The 24,597-nt window shown below is 57.5% G+C and carries 22 protein-coding genes; 20 read left to right on the top strand and 2 right to left on the bottom strand.

The annotated features are described in order from the left end of the window. Positions 1-44 precede the first annotated feature (44 nt). Positions 45-2,678 carry a hypothetical protein gene (locus CHU70_RS11060; RefSeq protein ID WP_147739883.1) on the bottom strand — a complete coding sequence of 878 codons (2,634 nt, stop codon included), beginning with the start codon at positions 2,676-2,678 and terminating at the stop codon, positions 45-47. Positions 2,679-2,763: 85 nt separating this feature from the next. Next, complete coding sequence (locus tag CHU70_RS11055) at positions 2,764-4,008, bottom strand: hypothetical protein (protein WP_147739882.1); 1,245 nt, start codon at positions 4,006-4,008, stop codon at positions 2,764-2,766. Positions 4,009-6,479: 2,471 nt separating this feature from the next. On the opposite strand from CHU70_RS11055, the gene CHU70_RS11050 reads away from it, so the two are divergent. The 20 genes from CHU70_RS11050 (at position 6,480) to mihF (ending at position 24,563) form a co-directional block, all read left to right on the top strand. Continuing rightward, positions 6,480-6,737 carry a helix-turn-helix domain-containing protein gene (locus CHU70_RS11050; RefSeq protein WP_147739881.1) on the top strand — a complete coding sequence of 86 codons (258 nt, stop codon included), beginning with the start codon at positions 6,480-6,482 and terminating at the stop codon, positions 6,735-6,737. A gap of 78 nt (positions 6,738-6,815) precedes the next feature. Next, positions 6,816-7,430 (top strand): hypothetical protein, encoded by a 615-nt coding sequence (locus CHU70_RS11045; protein WP_147739880.1) that lies wholly within the window; start codon positions 6,816-6,818, stop codon positions 7,428-7,430. Between the two features lie 102 nt (positions 7,431-7,532). After that, positions 7,533-7,928, top strand: a complete 396-nt coding sequence (locus CHU70_RS11040) for a hypothetical protein (protein WP_147739879.1) — start codon at positions 7,533-7,535, stop codon at positions 7,926-7,928. A 301-nt stretch (positions 7,929-8,229) separates the two neighbouring features. Next, positions 8,230-8,847 carry a hypothetical protein gene (locus tag CHU70_RS11035; protein ID WP_147739878.1) on the top strand — a complete coding sequence of 206 codons (618 nt, stop codon included), beginning with the start codon at positions 8,230-8,232 and terminating at the stop codon, positions 8,845-8,847. A gap of 251 nt (positions 8,848-9,098) precedes the next feature. After that, entirely contained in the window at positions 9,099-9,737 is a 639-nt protein-coding gene (locus tag CHU70_RS11030) for a hypothetical protein (RefSeq protein ID WP_147739877.1), read from the top strand. A gap of 232 nt (positions 9,738-9,969) precedes the next feature. Then, on the top strand, positions 9,970-10,278 hold the full coding sequence (locus CHU70_RS11025) for a hypothetical protein (RefSeq protein WP_147739876.1): 309 nt from the start codon (positions 9,970-9,972) through the stop codon (positions 10,276-10,278). Between the two features lie 183 nt (positions 10,279-10,461). Continuing rightward, the gene (locus CHU70_RS11020; RefSeq protein ID WP_147739875.1) at positions 10,462-10,842 is read left to right on the top strand and encodes a hypothetical protein; all 381 of its coding nucleotides are present in this window, start codon (positions 10,462-10,464) and stop codon (positions 10,840-10,842) included. Positions 10,843-11,047: 205 nt separating this feature from the next. Continuing rightward, positions 11,048-11,956, top strand: coding sequence for a hypothetical protein (locus tag CHU70_RS11015; protein ID WP_147739874.1), 909 nt, complete (start codon positions 11,048-11,050; stop codon positions 11,954-11,956). A gap of 301 nt (positions 11,957-12,257) precedes the next feature. Further along, positions 12,258-13,277 carry a DUF4192 family protein gene (locus tag CHU70_RS11010; RefSeq protein WP_147739873.1) on the top strand — a complete coding sequence of 340 codons (1,020 nt, stop codon included), beginning with the start codon at positions 12,258-12,260 and terminating at the stop codon, positions 13,275-13,277. A gap of 135 nt (positions 13,278-13,412) precedes the next feature. Then, positions 13,413-13,901, top strand: a complete 489-nt coding sequence (locus CHU70_RS11005) for a hypothetical protein (RefSeq protein ID WP_147739872.1) — start codon at positions 13,413-13,415, stop codon at positions 13,899-13,901. Positions 13,902-14,138: 237 nt separating this feature from the next. After that, the gene (locus CHU70_RS11000) at positions 14,139-14,432 is read left to right on the top strand and encodes a hypothetical protein (protein WP_147739871.1); all 294 of its coding nucleotides are present in this window, start codon (positions 14,139-14,141) and stop codon (positions 14,430-14,432) included. A 430-nt stretch (positions 14,433-14,862) separates the two neighbouring features. Continuing rightward, positions 14,863-15,180 (top strand): hypothetical protein, encoded by a 318-nt coding sequence (locus CHU70_RS10995; protein ID WP_147739870.1) that lies wholly within the window; start codon positions 14,863-14,865, stop codon positions 15,178-15,180. Between the two features lie 310 nt (positions 15,181-15,490). Then, positions 15,491-16,585: a ParA family protein gene (locus CHU70_RS10990; protein ID WP_147739869.1), complete on the top strand. Its 1,095-nt coding sequence runs from the start codon at positions 15,491-15,493 to the stop codon at positions 16,583-16,585. After that, complete coding sequence (locus CHU70_RS10985; protein ID WP_147739868.1) at positions 16,575-17,057, top strand: hypothetical protein; 483 nt, start codon at positions 16,575-16,577, stop codon at positions 17,055-17,057. Before CHU70_RS10990 ends, CHU70_RS10985 begins: the two co-directional genes overlap by 11 nt. A gap of 146 nt (positions 17,058-17,203) precedes the next feature. Beyond that, entirely contained in the window at positions 17,204-18,751 is a 1,548-nt protein-coding gene (locus CHU70_RS10980) for a MinD/ParA family protein (protein WP_147739867.1), read from the top strand. Further along, the gene (locus tag CHU70_RS10975) at positions 18,748-19,155 is read left to right on the top strand and encodes a hypothetical protein (protein WP_147739866.1); all 408 of its coding nucleotides are present in this window, start codon (positions 18,748-18,750) and stop codon (positions 19,153-19,155) included. The genes CHU70_RS10980 and CHU70_RS10975 overlap by 4 nt, the downstream gene beginning before the upstream one ends. Positions 19,156-19,196: 41 nt before the next feature. Beyond that, positions 19,197-21,647 (top strand): ATP-dependent DNA helicase RecG, encoded by a 2,451-nt coding sequence (locus CHU70_RS10970; protein ID WP_147739865.1) that lies wholly within the window; start codon positions 19,197-19,199, stop codon positions 21,645-21,647. Between the two features lie 194 nt (positions 21,648-21,841). Next, entirely contained in the window at positions 21,842-22,162 is a 321-nt protein-coding gene (locus tag CHU70_RS10965) for a hypothetical protein (protein ID WP_147739864.1), read from the top strand. A 1,465-nt stretch (positions 22,163-23,627) separates the two neighbouring features. Then, positions 23,628-24,152: a hypothetical protein gene (locus tag CHU70_RS11255; RefSeq protein ID WP_187269954.1), complete on the top strand. Its 525-nt coding sequence runs from the start codon at positions 23,628-23,630 to the stop codon at positions 24,150-24,152. A gap of 84 nt (positions 24,153-24,236) precedes the next feature. Continuing rightward, entirely contained in the window at positions 24,237-24,563 is a 327-nt protein-coding gene (gene mihF, locus CHU70_RS10955; protein WP_242451401.1) for an integration host factor, actinobacterial type, read from the top strand. Positions 24,564-24,597 lie beyond the last annotated feature (34 nt).

Here is a 24,597-nt window from a genome sequence, read left to right as displayed (position 1 = left end):
TAGCGCTCGACCGCTTTCCGGCATGGTTTTCCCGACTGGCCTGGCTATTTCGGTGCGAACGGGTCATCGTCGCCGCCAAACGGGTCGGTGTCGGAGAAGTCGCCGAAGGGGTCTTCCTCGTCACTAAACGGATCATCGCCACCGGGGGAATCGTCGAAGAGATCAGCGTCAGCATCGCGAGGAGCACCTGCGGGAACTGCGGCGAAGGAATCCTCATCTTGCTCATCAAAGGTGTCGTAGTCCATTGGGATTGTTCGATCGTGCGGTGCGAGGTCTTCTTCGCGCATCTGCCGCGGGGACGGTTGCGGCCGTATGTCACGGGGACGTGACACCTCCGGTTCCGGATGATGCATCGGCGCGGCGGGGAGGCTATTCGGCTCGGGTAGGTTCTCCAGCGGCAATGGAGGTTCGAAAGCGTCCTGCGCCGCAGTGGCAGTTACGTCCAATGTCTCCTCTGCAGCGTTGAGAATCTTGTGCAGCATAGGGTTGGTCTCCAAGTCTTCAATCAGCGCTTCATAGACGGTGCGCTGCTTTTCTTTACAGGATTCGACGTACTCTTCATCGGAAAATGGTCGCCACTGATACGGAGGCTCCCACACTGGGGTCAGGGTCAGGACTTCCGACCAGTTATTTGGCCCTTCGGGGGCGGTGGTGTGCACCGCAGTGATCTTCGGACTCTTGGAAACCCACAGCAGCTGGCGCTGCTCAATATCAAGGGCCAGAGCATCTCCTTCGCCGATACGGGTCACGGTTTCCTGCCTGGCCATGAGCCTGCCGGCACTTCCGGCGCCTTGGAACAGTCCGGTGCGTGTGCTCGTGATTTCCTTCTGTTCAGTGGGGATTTTCTTCGAGACTGTGCCGGAGAAACCAGCGAATGTTTCTGCATCCTGAGCGACTGACAGCTGGAATGACACCAGCCCGGATAGCTGTCCGAAAAGCTGGCGCAGCCACACGCCGGTGGAGTCCACGGCTTCAATATCCGATAGTGACTGGGTTGACAGGATGGGGCGAATGTTGACGTCAGCGGACTTATTGAACAGCCCGAGCATGGCTTCTGCTGCTGCCGGCGACCGTGTGGAGCCGAGCTCTTCAATCTGAATTGTCATCGGATTCCACGGTGTTCCATCGGCGACATGAGACTCGGCGTTAAGGAAGTGAGCGACTTCTTGGTGGTACTGGCGCAGCGTCGATACTGCGCTTTGCAGGTCGAGGAGCACCATCGTGGCGATCATGGAGGCCATCTTCGGGTAGTCCTGTGCGGGCAATGAAAACAGCACAATCTCATTGCGGAGAATGGCTCGCACAAGGTCAATTTCCAACAGTGGCGTGGTTCCCGGATTCAGGAACATGCCGACGCTGGGGTCGTTGATATAGGTGGCAACCAGGCTGCGCACGTCTCCAATTGCGGCATTGACAACCGACTGTCGGTTCGCCAGTTCCTTCTCCAGCGACTCCACGCGAGCTCTAATTGCCGTGGCTTTCCGGTCTGCAGCAGCAGTGCTGAGGAAGGGGTTGGCTTGTTTGACCTGAGCGCCGGTGATGGAGGTGCCTTTTTGCGTGAGCGTGTCAGGATCGAGCATCTGCAGCAAGATGGATAGGCCGGAGACGGGAAAACCTTGAGCATTGCGTTGGCGGTCGAATCCGGTCAGCGCGGCGATGTCGAATGCCAACTGGACGATTTCTAGGCTGGTGCGTTCATACACCGCTGCATCGCCGTCGCGGGGCACCGATCCCAGAAGCATGGATGCTTTCGAAGCGCCGTTTCCGCGCTGGAATGGGTCGTAGTGGGCGGGGCGGTCTGGGGCAAATGGATGGGGCTGGCGGTAGCCACCGCCCGTCTTGGGCATCATTTTGAAATGCAGGAATGGCACGCCTTTTTCATAGGCCAGCTTTGCTTTCGCGCGCGCCATATCGTCATCGCCTTTAAGGTCGATGGTGATGTTTCCGCCCGAGAGTTCATGGACTTGCTGGGCGACAATGGAGTTGGCCAGGCGGGTCTTACCTGAGCGTGACGTGCCGACAATGGCGAAGGCCTTTTTAAAATTATCGACCATTGCAGAGGCAACATCGCCGTATGTTCCAATGCCGATGGCAATCTCTCCGGGGTGTCGTGTTGACCACTGGCCGGACTGGACTGCAACAAGATTGCGCTTGCGTCGCCACTTGTCGAGGAACCCTACAGGTCGCCGGTCAGAGTACTCTTCGCCTTCATTTTGACCGCGGAGCCGCAACGAGTACGAGCGTGCCCACCACCAGATTGACATGAGAAACAGCGCCACTGGAGTAGCGAAGAGGGCGTGTTTAAGGAAGAGATACTGTCCATTGTCGGCGGTTTCTGCGATGAGAGATAGCAGCGGAATCCCTTTGAGAGGTGCGGTGCCGGCTTGCCAAAGCATTGCTGCGCCTGCCGGCCACCAGCCAAACCATGTGGCCGGTGAGAAACCTGCGACCATGATGCCAATGAGCCACGTTGCGACGGTGGCTCCTGCCCATCGGCTCAGTCGGACGCGGCGCTTTTCACCAATAATCGCGAAGATGGCGAAGAGGATGACGATAAGCGGCTGGGTCGCCAGCGTTAGTAGGACGAAGATGGTGCCGCCGATTGCTAATCCGCCCTTGTTTGTTTTCTTCTCTGTGTCAACGCCGCTTGCTTGCTCGACGTCGTTGAACCAGCCCATAGCTGAATCTCCTTTCGTGGTGGATTGCGGTGGTGGTGCTTTGGATAGGGCTACTGTGCCATGTCAGCGCTGCCCGCGATGCCAGTTATCGGCCGGCTGCTTCTAGGCAACGACGGTAGTTGCCGGGAAAGCGGAGCCACTGTTCAAAACCGACGGGATTAGTGTCGCCTGCAACGTCGGTTTTCCATATGCGCCGCCATTTGCGCCAGGCGCTGTATGAGCAGCGGTAGGTCGGAGGAAGGCTTCGTTGGAGCAACTCGTACTCCAGGCCGGGGTCATGGGCGATGTCAATGAGCTCGCAGCTAATCGGCCAGCGCGTTTTGTCAAGCTTCCACGTGTCGGGTTTTTCAAAGAAGAGAAACGACGATAATGATTCGTCCCATACCTCACGCACCATGCCTTTGTCGGGCTTGTGAGTCATGGGGTTGATGCCGCCTTCGGGGCCTCGCAACAGGTCATAGACGGGGTGTGTGCAGACCCATCGGACAGACTCGAATTGGCGGAGATGTTGCTTAGCTTTCTGCAACGTCCACCCTTGGCCTCGCATGACTTCACCGTGGCCGGTTACACAGTCTCGGTAGCTGGCGAGAATGTTGCGCGTGCGCTGGTTAGCTTTGGCAGTCAGCTCTACTTCGACCGCCCGCAGAGTGCCGCGCTCGGTGACTTCTATGAAGTCTGGGGAGCGCACGTCAGTGTCTCCGTGGGTCATTGGTACGACAAGCCACGCTTCAATTTCACGTCGGCCCAGCCCATCAAGATCGGCGAAGGTTCTTGTTGGCACAACACCAGCGGTTCCGCCTGCCGATCGTCGAACCCCTGCGTCTTCTAGCATCCGGTACAGGTAGTCTCCGCCGCGAGCCTGGCAGACCTGGATTTCACGTTCGGTAAACACAGCTCGGTGATGAACGAGTGATGCTCTGAGCGCTTCCTCGGCAACGAGAAGTCGGTGCAGCATCGTCGTTATCGACGGCGGTTCCATCTCCACCAACGGGGAGTCTTCTCCGACTCCAACAATGCGCCCAGCACGGGTAGGCCACAACACGGTTCCTGCCCACGGCAACGTGTCAATGCGTTGCAACAAGCCCGCTTCGACCATGAACTGCACTCGTCGTTGCACATTCTTTTCGGTCGTATCGTAGACGTACTTGACCGCCTGCCGTTGACTAATCGCACCTAAGCGCGTGGACATGTTCAACAGGATCTGATCGGCTGTGGTTCTACGCCAACCATCACCATTTTTCTTCCCAGAATCACTGCCGGCGGAACGACGTCGCCGACGCTTACTCACAACCGACTCCGGCTCTACCGTCTTCACAGTGCTCCGCACCATTTCCGACACTTCAACTAGCCGCGCCATAACGACCTCTCAACTGACTACACAATGACTACAGCCCTGACTACAACCACACTGCACACAGGACTACAGCCGCACTACACAACTGACTACAAACGTGACTACACAGCTAACTACACCGCGACTACACCTCTAACTACAGACCAACTACAAAACACGCGACCAACCACGCGGCCATACACGCGACACCATAACGCGACCCCGCTGACCCCACCCCCAACCCCAATACCAGCACAAACACCACCACAACCCGCACCCACCACCCAAACACAAACAACCAACTCACCCCACGCCCGCACCGTGCGCGGGGTGCCGGGTAAAACCCCGCCCTCCTTTTCCTCCGTCGCTGTCACGAACGGGCCCTTTCTCCTTGTTCCTGCGTGCTCTCGGAAGCTGCGGTGTGGGCCCGTTTTGTCGTGACGGTGTGCTCGGTCGGATAAAGGTGGGCGTTGGTGGGTTTTCCCGGTGCCGCCGCTGTGGTCGCCGTGGCCTGGTGGGTGCTGGTGGCCGTGGCTTCCTGTGCGGCGGCGGGCTTGTGCCCGGCGTTGGCGGCGTGCGGCGTACCACTGTGGTGCCCCTGTGTGGTTCGCCTTTGCTTGCCTGTGGCCGTGTGGCACTGCGCCAAGTCGCCGCTTTTGCGGCTCCTGCGTCACCTGCCGGTTACGCCGTGCCGGGGAGGTGTCCCCCAGAGGTGAGCCCCCTCTTGCCTGCCCCTCTTCGTCGTGGCAATGGCAGGTACACCGGAGGCACGTAACGGCCCTGCCATATGCCCCGAGGAAACGGTGCCCTGGTGCGGTTGCGGTGACCCAGTGGCCACCCTGGCGGCCCCCCAAAAAAATGCGTGGTGCCCCACGATGATCCCAGGCGCGACAATGACCCCACGCCACCGACGGCTACGACACGACCCTGACCCACCTGCGCGGGCACCGATGCGCACCAGCGCTCACCCCAGCCCCCAGGGGGCTGACACCCATCACCACCCCACGCCCAACACCAACCACCCGCCCCGGCAGGCAACCGGGAGGGTCGATGTGTAGCGGGAGCACCGCATCGCGGCCACCGCCCCAGGCGACGCCGACACCGGGAAGGCAGGCCACGTGGGCCACCACGGGCAACTGCCAACCCCGGGCAAGGCAAGCCACTGGGGCAAGGAGGCCAGCGAACGGGCTCGCCGCGTCACACACATCGACCCGACCGGCTCCCGACAGCGAGCTGTCGGGAGACACCCACAGACCACGCCCCAGGCACACCCCACCAACCCCAACCACCAGACCACCCCAACCGGGTAGACACCGACTCGGCCAACAGGGACACCAGGCGGAAACCACGGGGCACCAGCCCACGTTTCGAGAGCACGCAGAAACACAGGCGACAGTGCAACCCGGTGACCCGCCCCCTGTTGGCACGAGATCTCGGTGTCTACCCGGCCCCGCCGCGCGCGGCGCGCGGCGGGGGGGGGCACCCCCTTCTTTCGCCTTCGCCCCTACTGTGCCGCAGAAGACCAGCCCGCGGCAGGGCACCACCAAGGCACTCCCCCTCTGGCTTCATGCACCTGGTCACCCTCGACCTAACCCGCTCACGCCAAGCCACCAGTCGAGGTGCACCCCACCAACCCCAACCACACGACCCAACGGGGTTACGCCGGCCCCCAGGGCCGGAGTGACCCCGACCAACCCCTGCATGGTCACCGCACGCAACGACGGCGGTCAGCGAGGGTCGTTGTAGGGGTTGAATCCGTATCGGGCTTCGTACTCGTCGAGGTAGGCGTTGGTTCTTTCGATGTCTTCCTGTCGGTCTTTTTCTTCTCTTCGCCGTCTGGCGATTGTGATGCGGAGTATGCAGATTACGAGGATTGTGATGCCGATTGCGATGGCTGCGAGCACTGTCTTTTCCTTTCTTTGTCGGCGATTTTTGACTGCCATTATGCACGGGTTTGAACGTCGTTTCCTTTTTCGTGCACATGGCTGTTTTTGCGGGGGCTGCTGCCCCCGCTGCCCCCGCGCTTGCAGCGGGCTTGGTCGCGCTGCGCTGTGCTTCAGTCGGTGGTTTCTCGACTTGCCTGCCCCCCTTCTTTGGCTGTGGGGTGAGGTTTTCCCTCGTGGGGTTCTTCTGGTTTCTAGGGGGCGTTCTGTCGCCACTGGGGCGACCACTCAGGCGCCGTGGTGGCTTGCGCTCAGTCGCCGCGCGGGCTGTGGTGGTGTGCTGCGCGTGGCCGGGGCGTGGCGTGTGGTGTGTGTGGCACGCCATACATTGTCGCGCGTCACTCAGGCCCGCTTCTCTACTGCAACACAACGCACCGCACTACCAGGCGAAATCATGTCTGGTATTGCCACCACCCACCACTGAAAAGCGTTGCGACTGTCCACTATCAAGGTTCGCGCCTCCTGACATCGCCCCGAATTTGCTGACAGAATGCATAAGACGGACAATCCACTAAAGGATGCACCATGAATCCACGCACTGACCACGCCTCCGAACTCCGCGAACTCCGCGAAGCAGCTGGCCTCACCCAAGCCGCTGTCGCAGCCAAAATGTCAATCGGCCAAAACCGCATTTCCCAGATCGAACACGGACGCCTCGACCGCCTCCACCTCGACACCCTCAGCCGCTATTTCACAGCCCTTGGCTTCCGTCTCGTTGTCACCGCCGAGACTGCCGACGGCAGCCGCAAGATTGTCCTGACTCCCCCATCGCTATCGCCCTAGCCGGGCAGCGGGCGTGCCTTAGTGTGAGTGCCACCACGCATCCACTACCCCGTTTTCACAAAAAGGAGACTTTCACCAATGGCACGCCTCGTCAATACCGCAGAGCAGCGCTCCCTGCGCCAGCAAGCCCACAGCGATGCCACCGCCAACGTCCGCCGCGCTCTCAACATCGAGCAGCAAGCCCAAGCCACCTACCGACAGCGCCAGCGAGAAACCGCCGACGCTATCGCCGTCGCCCGCGCTGAAGGAGTCCCGTGGGCACACATCTGCCAAGCACTCGGCGGAATTAACCGCTCCTCGGCCGTCCTGCGCCTCAACGTCCACGGCTCCCGCGCCACCGCCGCAGGAGTTGACCGATCTGTGCCAGACATCGCGGCCCCTCTCAAGCGTTGCCCCCTCACCGACGATGACCTCTCCGCCGCTCCACCCGCAGTCGCCCAGTGGTGGAATACTCCTCGCGTGGGTGATGCCATTGACGCCGCGCTGCAGGCCGTCACCGCCGAGCGGCGCCAACAGATGCTTGCAGAGGGAACCTACGCCACCGTCATTGTCAGCACCCTTAGCGCCATCGCCCAGTCCTGCACCACCGCCGCCTTCCACGCCCTGTGCGCCTTAGCTACCAGCAACCCCCATGCCAGCGACGATGACGCAATAACCTGCGCTTGCGATGCCGTGCGCACCGCAACCGAGTAGCGCACTGTCCACCCCTGCGGGAAGCGGGCGTCTGCTCTACTGACTCCATCGAGTTTCAACTCGGCACCTTCACCACATCCACGTTGTCACGAAAGGCTTTCCATGAGCTTGATTCTTGCCCACCCGCACCATGAGTCCGAGATCACGCTGAACTATCAGCTTGGCGCTGCGCTCGTTATCGTCGGGCTGTGCCTGGCATTCGTCATCTACAGCGCCCGCGTTGTCCGTAAAAACGACAAGGAGCGCTCGACCAGTAATGTTCTGCGCGGCATCATTGCCGCCTCGTCTACTCACGTCGATACGCGCATGGCGGGCTGGGAGGTCATTCGCCATTCTCTGTCGAAGGCCTCCACCCGCCGCGCCATTGCCGCCGATGGCGACCTGAACCGAGCGCTGCGCAGCACTATTCGCACCGCATCCCCGGACAATGGGACAGAACGCGATGCCATTGACGCTATTGAGTCGCTGCTAGGCGCAGTCCACGCTTCTGCGAGGTAGTCAGCACCTCAGTACAGTTTCACCGCCCCGGTGTTAGTGCCGGTCGGCGGTTTTTTCTTATCCCACTGTTACGTGTTGTAACTGTCCGCCCGTCATGGCGGTAGCGCTACCGGGTAGCGCACTGTCCTGCATTGTTACGGTGGCATCTCCCCTGGTCTGACTACCCATGTAGTTCTTTATCCGACTACGTGCGTAGTCACAGTGTCGGCCAGGTATGACAGGGCATTGGCGACACTCGGTTTATGCAAACGCAGATATGCGATTGCAGCGTCATATTCACCGAGTATCCAGGAGGCACGTCATGGGACAGCGAAGCCAGCTCATTGTCAATATCCATACCGTGAAAAACGGGGAGCGCGTCAAGTCGGTACGCATCGCCCGCCACTATCAGTGGGTGTGGGGTCAGTTCCTTATTTTCCGCGCAAATCAGCTCGCCCGATTTCTTCACCAGCAGGCACGCGCTGACTACAGCAGAATCACCTCCGAAGAGTTGGAGGCGGTCATTCCCGCGATTTACGGCGTGAACATCATCAATGGTGACGTGCAGGGCATCCACCCCCACTACGACGTTGCCGACTACTCGTTGGAGTGTATGGACAATAACGACGGCTACGTTGTGGTTGATGTGACCATTTCCTCGTTCGACCGCCGCATCGATGTGGACGTGGACTTCACGATGGGCATCATTGAGCGACAGATGACCGACACGGGCACAGAGTACGTCCTGGTTGCCCCTGGGGACTATATGGCGCAGTACGCAACGCTGGATATGCGCGACAGTGACGATTGGCGGCATATCTCTAAGGCCGTGATTTCTCTGGAAGCTTTGCTGAAAGATCGCGGCTTCGCATCAGGCGAGGAGGCGGCAACGGTGGCAGATTCGCTGGTGCCAGCGCAGCCAGATGTTGAGGCAGCGTAGCCCCTCCCCTTTTCGAGAGAAAGCCCCCGGTGTCTTCCGGGGGTTTCTTCGTTGGTAGCGCTACCAGGTAGCACACTGTCCGGCATGGTTGCGGTGGCATCTCCCCTGGTCTGACTACACAGGTAGCGCATTACGGGCTACGTGCGTAGTCACAGTGTCGGCCAGGTGGGAACAGGTGTGCTCTACACTCGGTTTATGCAAACGCAGATATGCGATTGCAGCACCATTCACCGAGTATCCAGGGGCACGTCATGGAACAGCAAAGTTATCTCATTGTCAATATCCATACCGTGAAAAACGGGGAGCGCGTCAAGTCGGTACGCATCGCCCGTCACTATCAGTGGGTGTGGGGTCAGTTCCTCATTTTCCGCGCGAACCGGCTCGCCCGATTTCTTCACCAGCAGGCACGCGCCGACTACAACACCATCACCTCCGAAGAGCTGGAGGCGGCCATTCCCGCGATTTACGGTATGAACATCATCAATGGTGACGTGCAGGGCATCAGCCCCTCCTCCGACGCTGCCGATTGCCCGTTGAAGTGGATGGCCCCTTTCAACGGCTACGTTGTGGTTGATGTGACCATTTCCTCGTTCGACCGCCGCATCGATGTGGACGTGGACTTCACGATGGGCATCATCGAGCGACAGATGACCGACACGGGCACAGAGTACGTCCTGATTACCCCTGGAGACTACATGGCGCAGTACGCAACGCTGGATATGCGCGACAGTGACGATTGGCGGCATATCTCCAAGGCCGTGATTTCCCTGGAAGCTTTGCTAAAAGATCGAGGCTTCGCATCAGGCAATGAGGCGGCGGACGTGGCAGATTCGCTGGCGCCAACGGAGGCAGAGATTGAGGCAAGGCCGCCAGATTTTTTGATATGGTAGCCCCCTTTGAGAGAAAGCCCCCGGTATTTGCCGGGGGCTTCTTCGTTGGTGGCGCTACCAGGTAGCACACTGTCCGGCAGCACTTCGGTGGCGCACAGCGCCGGAACTGGGGTTTTCCATCAAAGCGGTAACAGGGTTCGCCTTCCATGGTTCACGGCTGGCCATACCACCACAGCGTTACACCATAATTGCCCATGTAACGCACGGACGGCGACAGACAGGAGACACCACCATGACACTTCAACTCTTCGGCGCAGCAATTGCCCTTATCGGCGCTATCACCGGACTCCTTGCTATCGCCCAAAAGGAACGCTCTGACCGCCGCAAAGAATGGTTTGCCCGCTACCAGTGGGCAATAGAACTCGCGCACAGCGACGATGACGCCACCGCCGAGACGGGACGCGCCCACCTTGCCACCTTGAAGAACTCTCGTATCGCCACCCGCTCAGAACGTGAGTTCATTCCCACCTACCGACCCCAACGGCGCGCAAATACCCGCCGATACCCAACCACAGCCCACCGGACGAAACAGACCGCCTGAAAGTAACCGCTCCGCATAAGGCCACCGCCAGCGCCTTATGCCCCGCTCCCTCTGTAACTGTCCGCCCGCCCCTCTCAAGTCGGCCAGCGCGCTCGCTACATCAGCGATGCTCAATACAGGGAAGCGCACGTAGCGTAGCTTTTCCCGTACACCATGCACACCACACGACATAAGGAGCGCATTATGCACGCCGCCTTAATCGACCATTCTGGCGCTATCGCCATTGCCGCCACACTCACACTTGTGGCGCTGGCTATAACCGCCGTCATCCTGGCATATCGGGCTATTAGCGACGATCCTGCCGTCTACCCCGATGCCATGACCAATCACATCTACCGTTGCCTAGCGGAACTTCCCACAGCAACCCCACGGCAGCGCCTTGCCATGTGGAAAGGGCTTGCTCGCGTCTGCCGTAACCCGCACCTGTCGGCACCGGAATGCACCCTTGTTCATCAAATGGCGCGTGATTTTATCCATCAGAGCCAATCCGCCGAAGAGCGTGACGCAATCGCTCAAGTAGCTATTCAGTCCAACGCACTGCTGCGACCAACACCGCACGCCTAACCGTTCCGGGCGAGACACCCAATCTCGCCCGCTTCCTTACTTGCCCCCGAGACTGTCCGTTCCCTATCGCAGTTACGAACAGCGGACTAGAATTCCCCCACGATCGACATAGGCAGCAACACAGCTTTTACTTCCGGCCAGACCGTCTCCAATAGGCGCGATACTGCAGATGTCGCATTCACGACCAACTTAGGAGCCAATTTCAATGTCACGACTTTCCCCACTTGCTACCCTCCTGCCCCAACTTCCTGAGATGGGCCCCCTTGAACCAAATACCACCTACTTAATTTCCGCCGGGGTTTTCTTCGACGGCACTGGCGCCAAACTCCATACAGACATTGTGCCAGCTTCAACTACAGCGTTCTCCGACCTGACATCCAATGACAAATCTCCTCAGCTATACCTATCTATGGTGCTTATATTTGTTTTCCCAAACATCTCAGATTCCACTTCCTCTGAAAGCAGATCGGACATTGAAAGCTTCTGCCGCAGCCTAGAGGGGCTCCTATACAACGCAAACGTTGAAGGCTGCTACTACGTAGAATCTATTGACTACGGAGCAGCAGTCTGGTCATCCTCCGGCGAGATTGTTGGCCACTGCGGCAAGGACTTGGAGAAATCTGTCGAAACCAAGTGGAGTATGCATGACCTACTACTACTCCCCACCAAAATCACCAGCGCACAGGCAGAACGGGCACGCGAGGCCGCCGAATCCGTTTATCACGCGCCAGAGTCACTAAGCTCCCCCGGCCAATACAGACCGCCGGCGATAGCCAATTGCTTCAGCACCTACGTGAACATTCTCGACGCAATAGATACTCAACCATGCGTAAGCGACATGATTGAGCACCTGCTTGCAGCACCCGAGCACATCCGCTGCGCTGCAGAAATCTGCAAGTACGAACAGATGCGTCTTACTGCACTAGAGCTGATGTCCCACACGGACTACCGCGAACGCCAGCTTGCGTTTTGGTCGGCGTGCGTATCGCTGTTTACCGGAAACATGCGCGCTAACGCCTACAATGCACTAGGCGTAATTGCATACTTTATCGAGGATATGGAACTGGCAAATCGCGCAAAGGAACTGGCAGACAGCGCGAAAGAGAACCAATAGCTTAACAGATCTGCTAACACAACCAGAGTACGTCTGCACCCCGGCTAAGCCGGGGTTCTTTTTCGCCTTCCCGCCTCGACTGTCCGCCTGGCCGGGAAGTGGGGTGATTCCCTCCACTACTGTCCGCCACTAGGTCACCAGAAATAAACTAAAACTAGACCGTTTCACCTGCACTACTACACATGTAGTCACCCCATGACTACATGTGTAGTCTCTAATGCTTTTCATTTCGGCCAGACCGCTTTCGACGGTTGCGACACTGCACATGTCACGTTCACTTCCGACTTAGGAGTTGGTTTCCATGCCACACTTTTCCGCACTCACTGCCACCTTGCCCCAACTACCGGAATGGGCCCCACTCGCTCCGAACACCCCTTTTGCGGTTGTCACCGCACTCGCATTCGACGGCGCTGGCACCAAGCTTCACAAGAGCATTGTGCCGATTCCAGACACCACGGCACTTCCAGTGGTGGCCAACGTGGTGGCCAACAAGGTCTACGACCTGGCTTCCCGCCCCTGCCTGTCTATGGCAATTGTGTGGGTCGCCCCGCGCCTAGACAATGGCCAGGTCTCACAAATCTCCACACACATCGAAGAAGCCTTGTCGAACAACGGCGTAAGCTTTGACGGCTCTTATCGTGCGGAATCTATCAGTCACGGCAAGGCAGTCAGGTCGCTCGACGGCGCGCCCGTTGGTCACTGTGGCAAGAACTGGACAAACACGGTCGAAACGCGGTGGAGTATGCATGACCTACTGCTGCTCCCCACCTCAGTCACCAGTACGCAGGCAGCACAGGCACACAAGGTCGCCGAGTCCGTTTATCACGCGCCGAAGTCACGCCAGTGCTCTGAAAATAAGCCCCTGCCACCGGCTGTGGCTGATTGTTACGCCACCTACATGGATATTCTCAACGACCTGGACACTCAGCCATGCACGCGCGACGTGATTGAGTACCTACTTGCAGCACCCGAGCGCATTCATTGTGCTGCGGAGGTCTGCAAGTACGCCCAGATGCGTGATGTCGCTTTAGCGCCGTTGTTCGACAAGGAATTTTCTGAACGTCAGGTTGCTTTTTGGTCGGCGTGCGCATCCCTATTTACCGGCAACATGCGCGCAAATGCCTACGCTGCACTAACCATCCATGCACTAGTCAACGAGGATACGACAATGGCTATTCGCGCAATGCGTCTGGCATACTGCGCCAACGAAGCCAATAGCCTAACGGGACTGCTAGTTACCGCTATGGCCGGTGGTATTGCGCCGTTGGCACTAGCAAGCATCAAGAGCGCTACCGATGACCTGCTAGCACAATCCGAGTAAACCTCCGCCCCAGCACCCCGGCTAAGCCGGGGTGCTTTTGGAGTTTCCCGCCGCGACTGTCCGCTGACGTCAATCCTCGGCAGGGTCGCGGGCAAGTGCGACGATAGTAAGGACATCGGCAACTAGGAGGCCACAATGGATAATCCAACTTACGACTTTCAATCGAAGCTCAACGACGCGCGCGCCATGCTTATTCGCGAGTTCCTGCAGGATTTAGCAGCAGAGTGCGAGGAGACGGCTGAAATCGCGTCTGCAGCCATTGCAGAGGCAAGAAACTCCGATGGATCTGCCGAGTCTATGCTGCGCTTTGCTGAGGCTGCGAACGTGGCTTCCCAGGGACTGCGAGCGCTTGCTCAAGACGCTGCTGTGCAGTCCACGGTTGTCTATGACACTTCCCTGCGTACCGCTGCGACCGCTATTGGCACTAGCCCCAATACAATTAACCGCTGGCGTGAGCGTGGTCGCGCTGATCGACCAGAGAAGCTACAGACGCAGTGGTGGGTCAACGAGGCAGAGGTACTGCCCTCAGCTGAAGACCTAGAGGACATGGTAAACGGTTCCCCTTCGACTGATTCCGAGCCCTCTTTGGAGCCGGGTGACTCTATTGCCGGAGATGATGACTAACCGCAGCGACAGTGATTTTTCCAGAGGCTCCCACTGTCCATCTCTTGAGCATTTAGCCCATTTGACCTGGCTCACTACTCCTGTAGTTAGCGATTAACTACAAGCGTAGTGCTGCTTTTACTACTTGTGTAGTCCCTTTCTGACTACGTTTGTAGTTACCGTCTCGGCCAGGCGCTCGTCGGCTCATGCGATTGTGCTATCGACAGCAACGGCACACACTTCAACAAAGGAGCCACCATGACCAGTAGCACTACTACCGCAGATCTAACTCAGGAGTTCATTGCCAAGGTGCGAGGGCTCGCGATTGACACTCTCATCTTCGTCGAAAACTTCACCGACGAGGGGGCGGTATGGGAGCTCAATTCGGTTATTGCAGAGCTTCAGATTGCCCCGGCCGAAATGAATTGCCTACAAGAGGAGTGGTTTACCACCACTGACCACGCCGGAGAATCCATGTCTATCTTGACCAAGATGTTCCCAACGACCGTCATCAACGACAGCCACATCGAGGTTCATATCACCGGCGAGTAGACAAACGGTGCCCGTACTCACGCAAAGTGACTGCGGGCAATTCTAAGGCCGACCATTAGCTGTCCACCATCACGTTAGGACAGGGAAGACATAACAACTACATGTGTAGTCATCCACTCACTACGGGCGTAGTTGCTGATTTACTACGTTTGTAGCCTACAGCCCCCTTTCCGGGAAGTGACTGTCGAACTTGCCCAGCATGTAGCGCCTTTTTCTCCTGGTCACGCACCGCTACGCATAGAACCAAAATGATGTCAATGCCGGACACTACAGCAGTAGTTACTTCACCACTACGCATGTAGTCACTGTCTGACTACATGCGTAGTTGTTTATCTTTTTCCGGCCAGTCTAACAAGCCGATACAGCAAAATCGACATCGCACCACGCAGAGTCCGCTATTGCGCTCACACCGCACCGAAAGGAACTTTCCATGTCTCTCCATCGCAACGCTTCAGCGATCTACCGCCGCACTCTCGCTGCGGCGACAGTCGTGACCATCGGAACCCTATGCGTTACCGCATTGTTTACCAACATCCTCAGTCCGTCCCCCAACGGCTCATTCGTTAGCCTGCTGACCGTAGCTGGTTTCGCGTGCGTGAGTTTCTCCCTCGTCCTGTTTGCCGGAGTGGATAGCCTTGCTCGCCATGCCATCGCGTGCGAGATGCAAGCAATGAAGGGGCATCCTTACGCAAAAGATTTCATTCCAGCTTGGATGCAGCAGTACATGACTCACCGGCAGGCGGCATAAGCGGGGAGTGGCCGACCACCATTGACACCTACAGACGTTGTTAACTACGCCCGTAGTTACATCTCACTACACCTGTAGTGCATTTCGGACTACGGGCGTAGTGATTTGCTAATTACATTCGTAGTTATATTCGTAGTCAGAATGTAGTCAATTGCTTAATAGTGCTGCGTAACCCATAAATCACCTTGCTCCCCGGAGGTATCGCCAGTGTGTTACCGTGGCACGTAGAAACCAAAAACAACGCGATTACTGAGCAGAATCACCACACCTTTGTCGCAGTATTCGCCACACCGCACTAAAAGGAAAACGCATGGCTAGGAGAAAAACCGGAGGCCTACTAACTCCGCTACGAAAGCGAACCCTCGTCATCCCCTCGGCAAAGGGTGGTGCGAGCAAGACCACTTTGGCAGCACACCTCGCATACGAGTTCACTCGCTACGGACTCACCGTTCTGTGCATCGACACTGACAGCCTGGGCGGATTCACTTCCCTGATGAAGTCTTACGCTGGCGAAGGACAGCCATCGAGTCTTGAAGTCATCAAGGGAGAAATAGAACCCCAAGATGCCGCAATCATGGTTCCCGGATGGACGGCTCCTAGTGGAGTTTCGTGGCAAAAGGGCGGGGCACTCATCGAAGGAGGGCAGACCATTTTAATTCCTGCCCCGGCTGACACTGCCCGGCAAAGCGAGTTCTCCCGAGAGATGGAAAAACCAGGCTCGGTTGAGGAAATGCGACTTGCTCGTGCTCTCAACGCCGAGGCGTTCCACTCCGTTGACGTCATCATCGTGGATATGCCGGGAACGTCCTCACCTACAATCGTCAATTCAGTGCTCAACGCTGCAGCCAACGTGGTTTACCCAGCAAAACCCGAATACCTCGCACTGCAAGGTATTCAAGCCATTGATGACAACATTGACCGCTGGATTGATAACTCACCCGATGCAAATGCCTACTTGAACACCTTAGGCGCCATTCCAACGCAGATTGACCCAGGCCAGCCCGGTCGCCGCACTCCTGGCAAGGAAGTACTGGAAGAAACTGAACGTTGGCTGCAGTCCAACGAAGGCAATGAGATGCGTCTTTTTGCTCCTGGCATTGAGGAACGATCTGCGATGCGCAAGGCCGTCAACATTGGTGTTCCCATCCAGCGGATGACCGAGACCCAGGGCGAAATTCGCGATACAGGTACTATCCCGCCAGCGTTTGCCCGCATTGCGCTGTCGATTCTTGAGGAAATCAACGAGGCAAACGACGAAGAGCTCTACGACGTCGAGGGGATGAAGTCGGCATTAGAGTCGCAGGTCAAGAAGCTGCAAATTACTAGCAAAAAGATTCGCGACCGATGGAAGTCGGCGATTCTCTCCGAAAAGTTTATGAAGTTGGTGGAAAACGATGGCAACTAGGCGCAAAAAGACTCAGCCCGCAGACGGGCTTACTACTAACCGGCAAGCTGGGGCTCCAGTAAAAGCATTTGCTTCCTCCCCGAAGCCCGCGGCGAAGAAGGCGCCGGCGGCTGTGGATGAGACTGCAGGGGACGTGACACAAGCGCCTGCGCCGATGGCAGCTCCAGCCCCCGCGGCGGCCGAGCCATCCCCACGCACTCAGCCTTCCCCAAACGAACTGGATTTGATGGACGTGCTGCGGATGCGGCCGCACACGATGAAGACATCGCCAACGTCCGTGCGTATTTCGTCGGCGCTAAAAGAGCGCGTCAGCGAACAGATTGATATTTTTTCCACGAAGTTCCCCGACACTCGCAAGCCCAGTCAATCGGACGTGATTAATGCAGCTTTGAGCTGCTATGTGTCGCTGCTGGAGTCGGCATCTCCTGACGAATACGCACGTCTTTGGGCGTATCTAGGGTTGCGCGAATAGGCTCTTCTCGACCCTCCTTGAGTGATGACGCGAGTTCTGTGCACGGTTAGCGCAGGGCTCGCGTCTTTTTGTGTCCAGAAGTAGGGAAGCGGGCAGGTGTCACACTGTAGGCAACTTGCTAACGAATACTCCAAGGAGGCGGACACATGAGTTCCGACGATCTCTTCGGCGAGCGGCGAATCGAGTACCGGGGACGTAGTGACGATCGAGCCCACGATGCGTACAGCTTCGGGGCGGTCGATTCTAACGAGGAATCTCCCTTCGATTTCGACAGTGACACTGCAGTGCCTGAGGTGCGCGTCGATTCTGTGCGCGACCGTGAGGTTTCACAGCCGCCGCGTGAAGAGCCGCCGCAGGCGCGGCGTTCTCCGCGTCGCCGCTTTGAAACACGCCGGCGCAGTCACCTACAGGCTGTTCCGGCTCCTGCGGACTTTGAGGCGACCTCCGAGGATGAAGCGGGTGCGGTTACCCCCGAGGAAGACAACGAGGCTGACATTGACATCGACGCTATGGATGATGATGCAGATTTCGATGCTGCTTTTGACCAGGAGTTTGACTCCGCCTTCGACGAGTTTGATGACTTTCCAGCAGAGCAATCGGCCGAGGTTGCCGAAGCTCCGACAACTGCACAGCCAACACGTCGGATTGCAGCCGAGGCTTCCGTGAGTGCCATTGCCTCGCGACCGGCATTCGAGTTCGAAGAAGAGACCGCTGCAGTCGCTGCCGAGCCTGCAGACAAGCTCGATGACCGCATCGCTGGGGTTACCACCGGCAAGCGCGTTGCCAACCACAACTACGCCTCTCCGGATCTTCCAACCCCTGAGCGCAAGAGTTTCATTGAGCGCCTTACAGGACTTTTCCCAGCCAAGAAAGCCAAAGGGCCAACCACTGACGAGCTACGTTTTATTCGGCGCAATCTCACCGGAAGCTTCAATATTTCCGTAGTCAACGTCAAGGGCGGTGTCGGCAAGACCGTTACGGCCGATTTGCTGGGCAAGACCTTTTCTTCCCAACGAAACGATCGTGTCATTGCCGTAGATGCCACGCCGGAAGGCGGCGAACTTATCGACCGCTGTCGAAATGAGAACAACGGCACCATTCGCTCGCTAATTGAGCAGCTTCCCTTGGTGTCTCGTTACTCGCATATTCGCGAGCACACGTCGCAGTCCGACTCTGGCCTCGAAGTTCTAGGGTCTGACCCCTCCGTGATTGGAGCACAGCGTCTGACGGGGGATGAATACCGCGAAGTAATGAAAGCGCTGCGCACGTTCTACCAGGTCATTATCACCGACTGTGCCCAAGGCGTCACAGGCGAGCTCATGGAAGCTGTGCTCGATGAAACCGATCTGCTCCTGCTAGTTAGCGAAGGTGCCGACGGAATGCGAGCAGCAACCAAGACCGCCAACGATCTGGCTTCCGCTGATGGATACTGGAATGGTCGCTACGCGCACTTGGTTGAAGACATGGTGGTCGTGGTCAACTCCAGGTCACCACGATCGAATGTGGATGTCGGCAAGGTTGAGGAGTTCTTTTCCAGCATCGCCCGCGCAGTCGTGACGCTGCCGTTCGACCAGGCTTTAGAAGGCGGCAGGGGAGTGGAACTGTCCGAGGTGTCGGAGGCGACGCGAGCTGCAGGAATTGATCTTGCTTCGAAGGTTGCCGCATCGAGCTCATTTAAGGATGGAGGTCGATGAGCGGATACGGGGGCAGGCTCGACGGGTTCAATGATGACTTCGATTTCGCCGAAGCTCCGCCACAGCCCGCCCCCGAACTAGAGCCACCTCGCGTTTCCGTTCGTTATCGGCCTGGCCAACGCCGACTACAGATTGTTCTCAGCGTACTGGCGTGCGCTATCGCGGTGGCGGGTAGTTTCTTCGCTGGTTGGAAGGTGGGACGGGACAATATTCCAGCTCCAGCGCCTGTGACTGTCACCGCTGACCCGACTGCCCCGTCAGGTGTGCCTCCGGTGTCTTCTTCCAGGTCTGAAGCTTCCGAGCCTGCTGAGCAGAACGCTCCTCCTGTCGAGAGTGGGCGCGAGACCGATGGTGAGGATACCGAGCAGCCGGATGTAGGCCAGGGCGAATTGCTGGCCGATTAGCTTAAGGTCGTACATTTTCTCCGATTGTTCGAGCTGAGAGTATGAATCCGCTTCTTTCTTTGTCTGTTGTTGACTGCAGCAGGCTTCGCGATGCCGCCACTGTGCTGGTGCGACATGGAATTACGACGCCAGCACTGGATGCCGCAGTTCAGCGTGCGCAGTGGCCTGCCTTGTTGCAGCTTCAGTTGGTCACCGACATTGCGGCGCACTCTTCGACTGCAGCGCAATTGGGCATTGATGTGGCGATGTTGCCGGTGCCGCCCCCGGATGCGCCGGCGCCGGGAACGATTGGTGGCCGCGCCTCTGGATGCCAGTCGGGGGACGTGACACCTAGTGAAGTTTCCTCCCTGCAGGATGCGTCGGAGATTCTCAAGCCGGTCGGCACACCATTGGACTTCGATGGAACACTCGACTCTCTTCGCGGCGTCAGTATCAGCGAGCTTGACGTAGCATCGCCAACCCAGTTGGAAAACCTTGCGGCCAGCTCGGTGAGCACTGTGTGGGACGTGCTGATGCGGGTTCCGCTTCGCTACCTCAACCGCACTGAACTTCTCCCTATTTCCGCACTTCAACCGGGTATGAAGGCGGTAACTTTCGTCGGCAATGTGCGCACTATCCAAACATCCTACGGGCCAACCCAGTACTGCCGGATTTCAGTTGGCGATGCCAATGCGTCGATCAGTGTGATGTTTTTCCAGGCGCCGTGGATGTCGAAGCGTTTTCGCCGCGGTGATCGTGTCATCGTGCATGGAGACATCGGGGAGTTCAACGGTCGGCCGACAATGAGCTCGCCAATCATTGAAACGTTGGAAGACTCTACGGCTCCGTGGGTGCCGATTTACCCGCAGTCGCAGAAGAACAGGGTATCGACCTGGCTCATCCAGCGGCTTGCTGTCGCCTCCCTGCGCCGCATCCCTCATTTAAGCGACCCCATCCCTGTTGAGGTGCGACAATCATTGGGAATTCCCAGCAGGATTGATGCGCTTCGAGCACTGCATGTTCCGCAGTCGGCTGAGGAGGCCAACAGGGGACGTGACAGGTTGGCTTTTGACGAACTGTTCCGTCTTCAGCTGGCGATTGGTGTCGTTGCCAACACCCAGAAGAACTCCCAGGGAATTGCCCACCATTGCCCTGGACAACTGGTACAGCAGTGGCAAGCCAATCTTCCATTTGGTCTCACCGGGGCACAGCAGCGGACTATCCAGGAGATTCGCAACGATCTGGCATCCGCAGCACCAATGAACCGCCTGCTGCAAGGAGATGTCGGTGCCGGCAAGACTGCAGTGATTACTGCTGCTGCTCTCAGTGTCGTTGAAGGTGGACGTCAGGCAGTTATCGTCGCACCGTCGGAGATTCTGGCCCGCCAGCATCATGCTGAGCTTGCCGAAGCGCTAGAGCCGCTGGGTGTTCAGGTTGACTTGCTTGTTTCGGCACATCTTCCACGAAAGCGTCGTGACGTCTTAGCTGATTTGGCTAGTGGAGCTTCCAATATTGCGGTGGGAACACACTCACTGCTGATGGACAGTGTTGCGTACAAGCGCCTGGGGTGTGTTGTGGTCGATGAACAGCATCGTTTCGGGGTTGACCAGCGAGCTGCACTGGCTGGTCGTGGAGATGACGGAAAAATGCCGGATATGCTGCAGGCAACCGCGACACCGATTCCACGTACTGCGGCTATCACGGAGTTTGGGGACATGGCGCTTTCCATCCTCGATGAGAAACCTCCAGGGCGAAGCCCCATTGAGACAACATGGGTGGAAAACGGTGACCCACTCGATGAATACGCGCCCTGCTGGCAGGCAGTGCGTGAGCAGGTTCGAGGAGGGCATCAGGCTTTTATCGTGTGCCCCTTGGTGAAATCTTCCAGCGGCAAGGCGTCGGAGACGAAGATGGCTGCTGCTGCCGATGATGTCGCGCAGCTTCTAACGCAAGGAGCTTTGGCCGGCCTGAGTGTCGATGTGGTGCATGGCAAGCTCAAGCCGAAGGATCGCGCTGAGCGGATGCAGCGGTTTACTGCTGGAGAGACAGACGTTCTTGTCGCTACGACGGTTATTGAGGTCGGCGTGTCAGTGCCGAACGCGACCGTGATGGTGATCTTGGATGCCGCGAAGTTTGGGCTCGCGCAGCTGCATCAACTTCGTGGCCGTGTCGGTCGAGGGCGGTGGCCTGGGCAGTGCTGGCTAGTTGGTCAAGCGAATGGAGACGGGGCAGCTCGGATGCGGGCAATGGTGTCTACGGATGATGGATTCGCGTTATCAGCAATGGATTTGGAGATCCGTGGGCCAGGAAGTTTGATTTCGACGGTTCAGGCTGGAAAGCAGTCTGGCTTGGTGGTTGCCGATTTGATTGCCGACGAGGGAATCCATCTGCAGGCTCGCCAGCAGGCGCAGGCGCTGCTGGCTAGAGATGCGCTGCTTTCGCGTCATACATTGTTGCGTACTGAGGTCGAGATTGCGTTGGGGGATCGAGCGGAGTATTTGAGCCGCTCGTAGTCGCTGGGGGGCCTGGTATCAGGCTACCGGGTAGTGCACTGTCCGGTTTTTTATGCGCCTTTTCCTGGTGGTTTGCTTATGGTTCGGGTCTGTTTCTGCGCGATTCGGCCAGGTTGAAAATGCCGTCCTGAAGTCTGGTGTCAACACCACCCGCTACGCCCCAGAGTGATTTGGGGGTTCCAAAGGAGGACACCATGCTCATTGCGTTCAAGAAGTTAGTGCAGTCAGAGATCCGAAAGCGCCGCAGCAAGCACAGCTATTTGACTAGTTGGGCGGGCGAGGAGAATAAGGCTCTGTTAATCCCTTCGGCTCGAAAGATGTCGTGGGAAGTCACGCTGCGCTGCGATGGCGTATTGCTGGCGCGATTGGTTGATCCAGTTCAGTGGCAGGCAGGTCGGAGTTGTTCTGACGGCAAGGTCTTTTCTGCGAAGGCCCCCTCGATGACGGACGCGGCCGCAATGGCGCGGGCGATTGATCGGTTGCTGCGTGACAAGACTGTGCTCCAGGAGTCGTAATGAGGCAGCAGCGTAGAACACCAATTAATCTCTCGGATACTCAGCTGCAGGAGGCCATTCAGGATGGAGCTTTCGACCAGGGAGTTCGCATTCCAACGTTTTTAGAGTTCGATGGCGCAGTTCGCCGTCAGTGGGCCCGCAGTAGAGGACTCGACATGCTGGATTCCTACAAGATCGCTACCGACGAGGCTCTTCGAGGTGACTATTGCCGGTATATCGTGGGTCGCTTTGTCCTTGGTGCGTTTGTCGGGCCAAGGATGTGGCGAGTCCTTGACAGCACTTCTAAACAGGAGCTTTTGAAGGTAAGCCGTAGGTTACAGTCCCCATATGCACGGACAGTACGGCAATAATTTCACCCCCGCCTAAAACGCCCCCACGCTGGGGGTATCCATTTGGCCACCACGCCGGATGGGGCTGATTACACATAAAATCTAACACTGGGCGGTAGCATTAGGTTTGCGTCGGGGTGGTGCCCGTCGCTGACATGATAGCTTTTGCTTTCGTGTGGATTATGCGCAATACCCCTTGCGGGTATGTGCATGGTGTTTTGGTGAGCTTCGATTTTTCGAAGCTTGCTTGACCCCGTGGGATGTGGTGTCCCACGGGGTCTCTTTATGTTTATTGAGACATCTCTCGCGTGGCGACGTGGAATGTGGTGCTTCTCACGCCCGGTGGTGTTGGCGACCATATTAACGGTTTTGCCTGTTTAATAAGAGACTCATTAAGCACTCATTACCCCCGCCCGTCGATGGGGCATCTGCATTTGTTTATGTATTTTGTTGCACAGATACATTCGCATGACTCCTGCAACCCCCCCTCCACCCCCTCCGCTATTTTATATATATCCACATAGGTTGTTGTGTATTTTTTTACATCTTGTTATGTATCCGAGACGAAAAGTTTCCTAATGAGCCCCTAGTTTATGGGGTCACAACACGTCCAATATAAACGTCATTCACCATTACACTTCTACATTTATAGAAACATCTCAATCGTTTTCCAGCCCATTTCACAGTGTCGGCGAATTAACTTCCGTCACAACGGCGACCCACCGCCCCCCCCCATTAGTAGACCGACTGGTACACATCACGCCCCGTAAATGGGGTTAATAAATTTCTTACTTTTCTTCCCCCAAACACCCCCGCCGCTCTCGGCCATCCCGTAAGCAGCCCCATGCGACACTCTTGGCATGACCACACCAGCATTCACGGCAAAAAGCATCAACGCCATCTTCAAAACCGCAGAATGGCTCACCACCCCGCAAGCAATAGCCATGACAAGATTCACCGAGCAAGTCCGCGGCCAACACACCGGAACCACACCAGGAATACCGAATGATCCCCATTATTCATCCTGGATTGACTCATACGGGCCGCTAGACAGCCCCAAAGAGATTGGCAACCCGACAGATCCCACCACACGACTTTGCGCCACCTACGCACGACGACTACGAACCAGCCCAATCGTGACAGTAGGAAAAGACATTACCTCTGCCTGCGCAAAGCTCGCATCAAGCACAGCCCTTCCCGCATTCGCACCTTCTGTCACTGTTGGCGGACACAATAACTTCACCCTGTGCTTCGACGGCTCGGCAGGAAATAGCCCTTGGCCAGAGACCACTCCAGGCCACGCCACCACCCATCCGCAGCTCAGTCACCTCACAATCGCAGACGGACGGTGCCTTGGACTGAGCTCCACGCCAGCAGCAGCCACCTTGCCAAAAGAGCTGCAGGAAGCTGCAAAGACACTTCCCCCACTGCAGATCGAAGGAGACGGGGAAGCCTTCGTGAAAAGCATCAGCCCCACAGAAGCCCGTCGATATATCTCCGAAGCCGCCGATACGGTTGACCACTCCTTTACTCCTGATGCTTCCCGCGTGGCCACAGCAGCCCTCTACGCAATCCATGCGGGCCTTGTCGGAGTCTCAGAGAACTCGGTGATGACCGACTACGGCATCCGCACGGCCTACACACTCACACCGCCGCTATAGGCCAAACCCACGGCCAGAGGGAAACGCCCCTCCGATATATTGATGCCCAAACACCACACCCTACTTCCACGAGGAGAAAACACCATGCAAATTAGCCCGCCGACCCTCACCGAAGATCAGCGCAAGGAGGCCCTGAAAACCGCCGCTGAGGCACGCAGAGAGCGCGCAAAGTTCAAAGAGGAACTAGCCGCAGGAACGGTCAGCCCGGCTGATGGCCTGGACAGAGCGTTGTCCAACCAGGTGCTTTCCAAGATGAAGGTCATGGAGTTCCTTCGCGCTCTTCCAAAAGTCGGCACCGCTCGAGCTCAGACTGTCATTGAAGATTACGTCCAGTGCTCCGCCGACCGCCGACTGCGCGGACTTGGCCCACGCCAGGTAGAAGCCATGCGGGCTTTCTGTGCGAGCCGCTGATAGAAACACGAAAAACCGCCGTACCGATTCGTGG

This window comes from Corynebacterium sp. LK10, from assembly GCF_008042455.1.
GTDB lineage: Bacteria > Actinomycetota > Actinomycetes > Mycobacteriales > Mycobacteriaceae > Corynebacterium > Corynebacterium jeikeium_D.
Note: the sequence above shows the minus strand (reverse complement) of the source record. Positions and strands in the feature narration are given on the sequence as shown.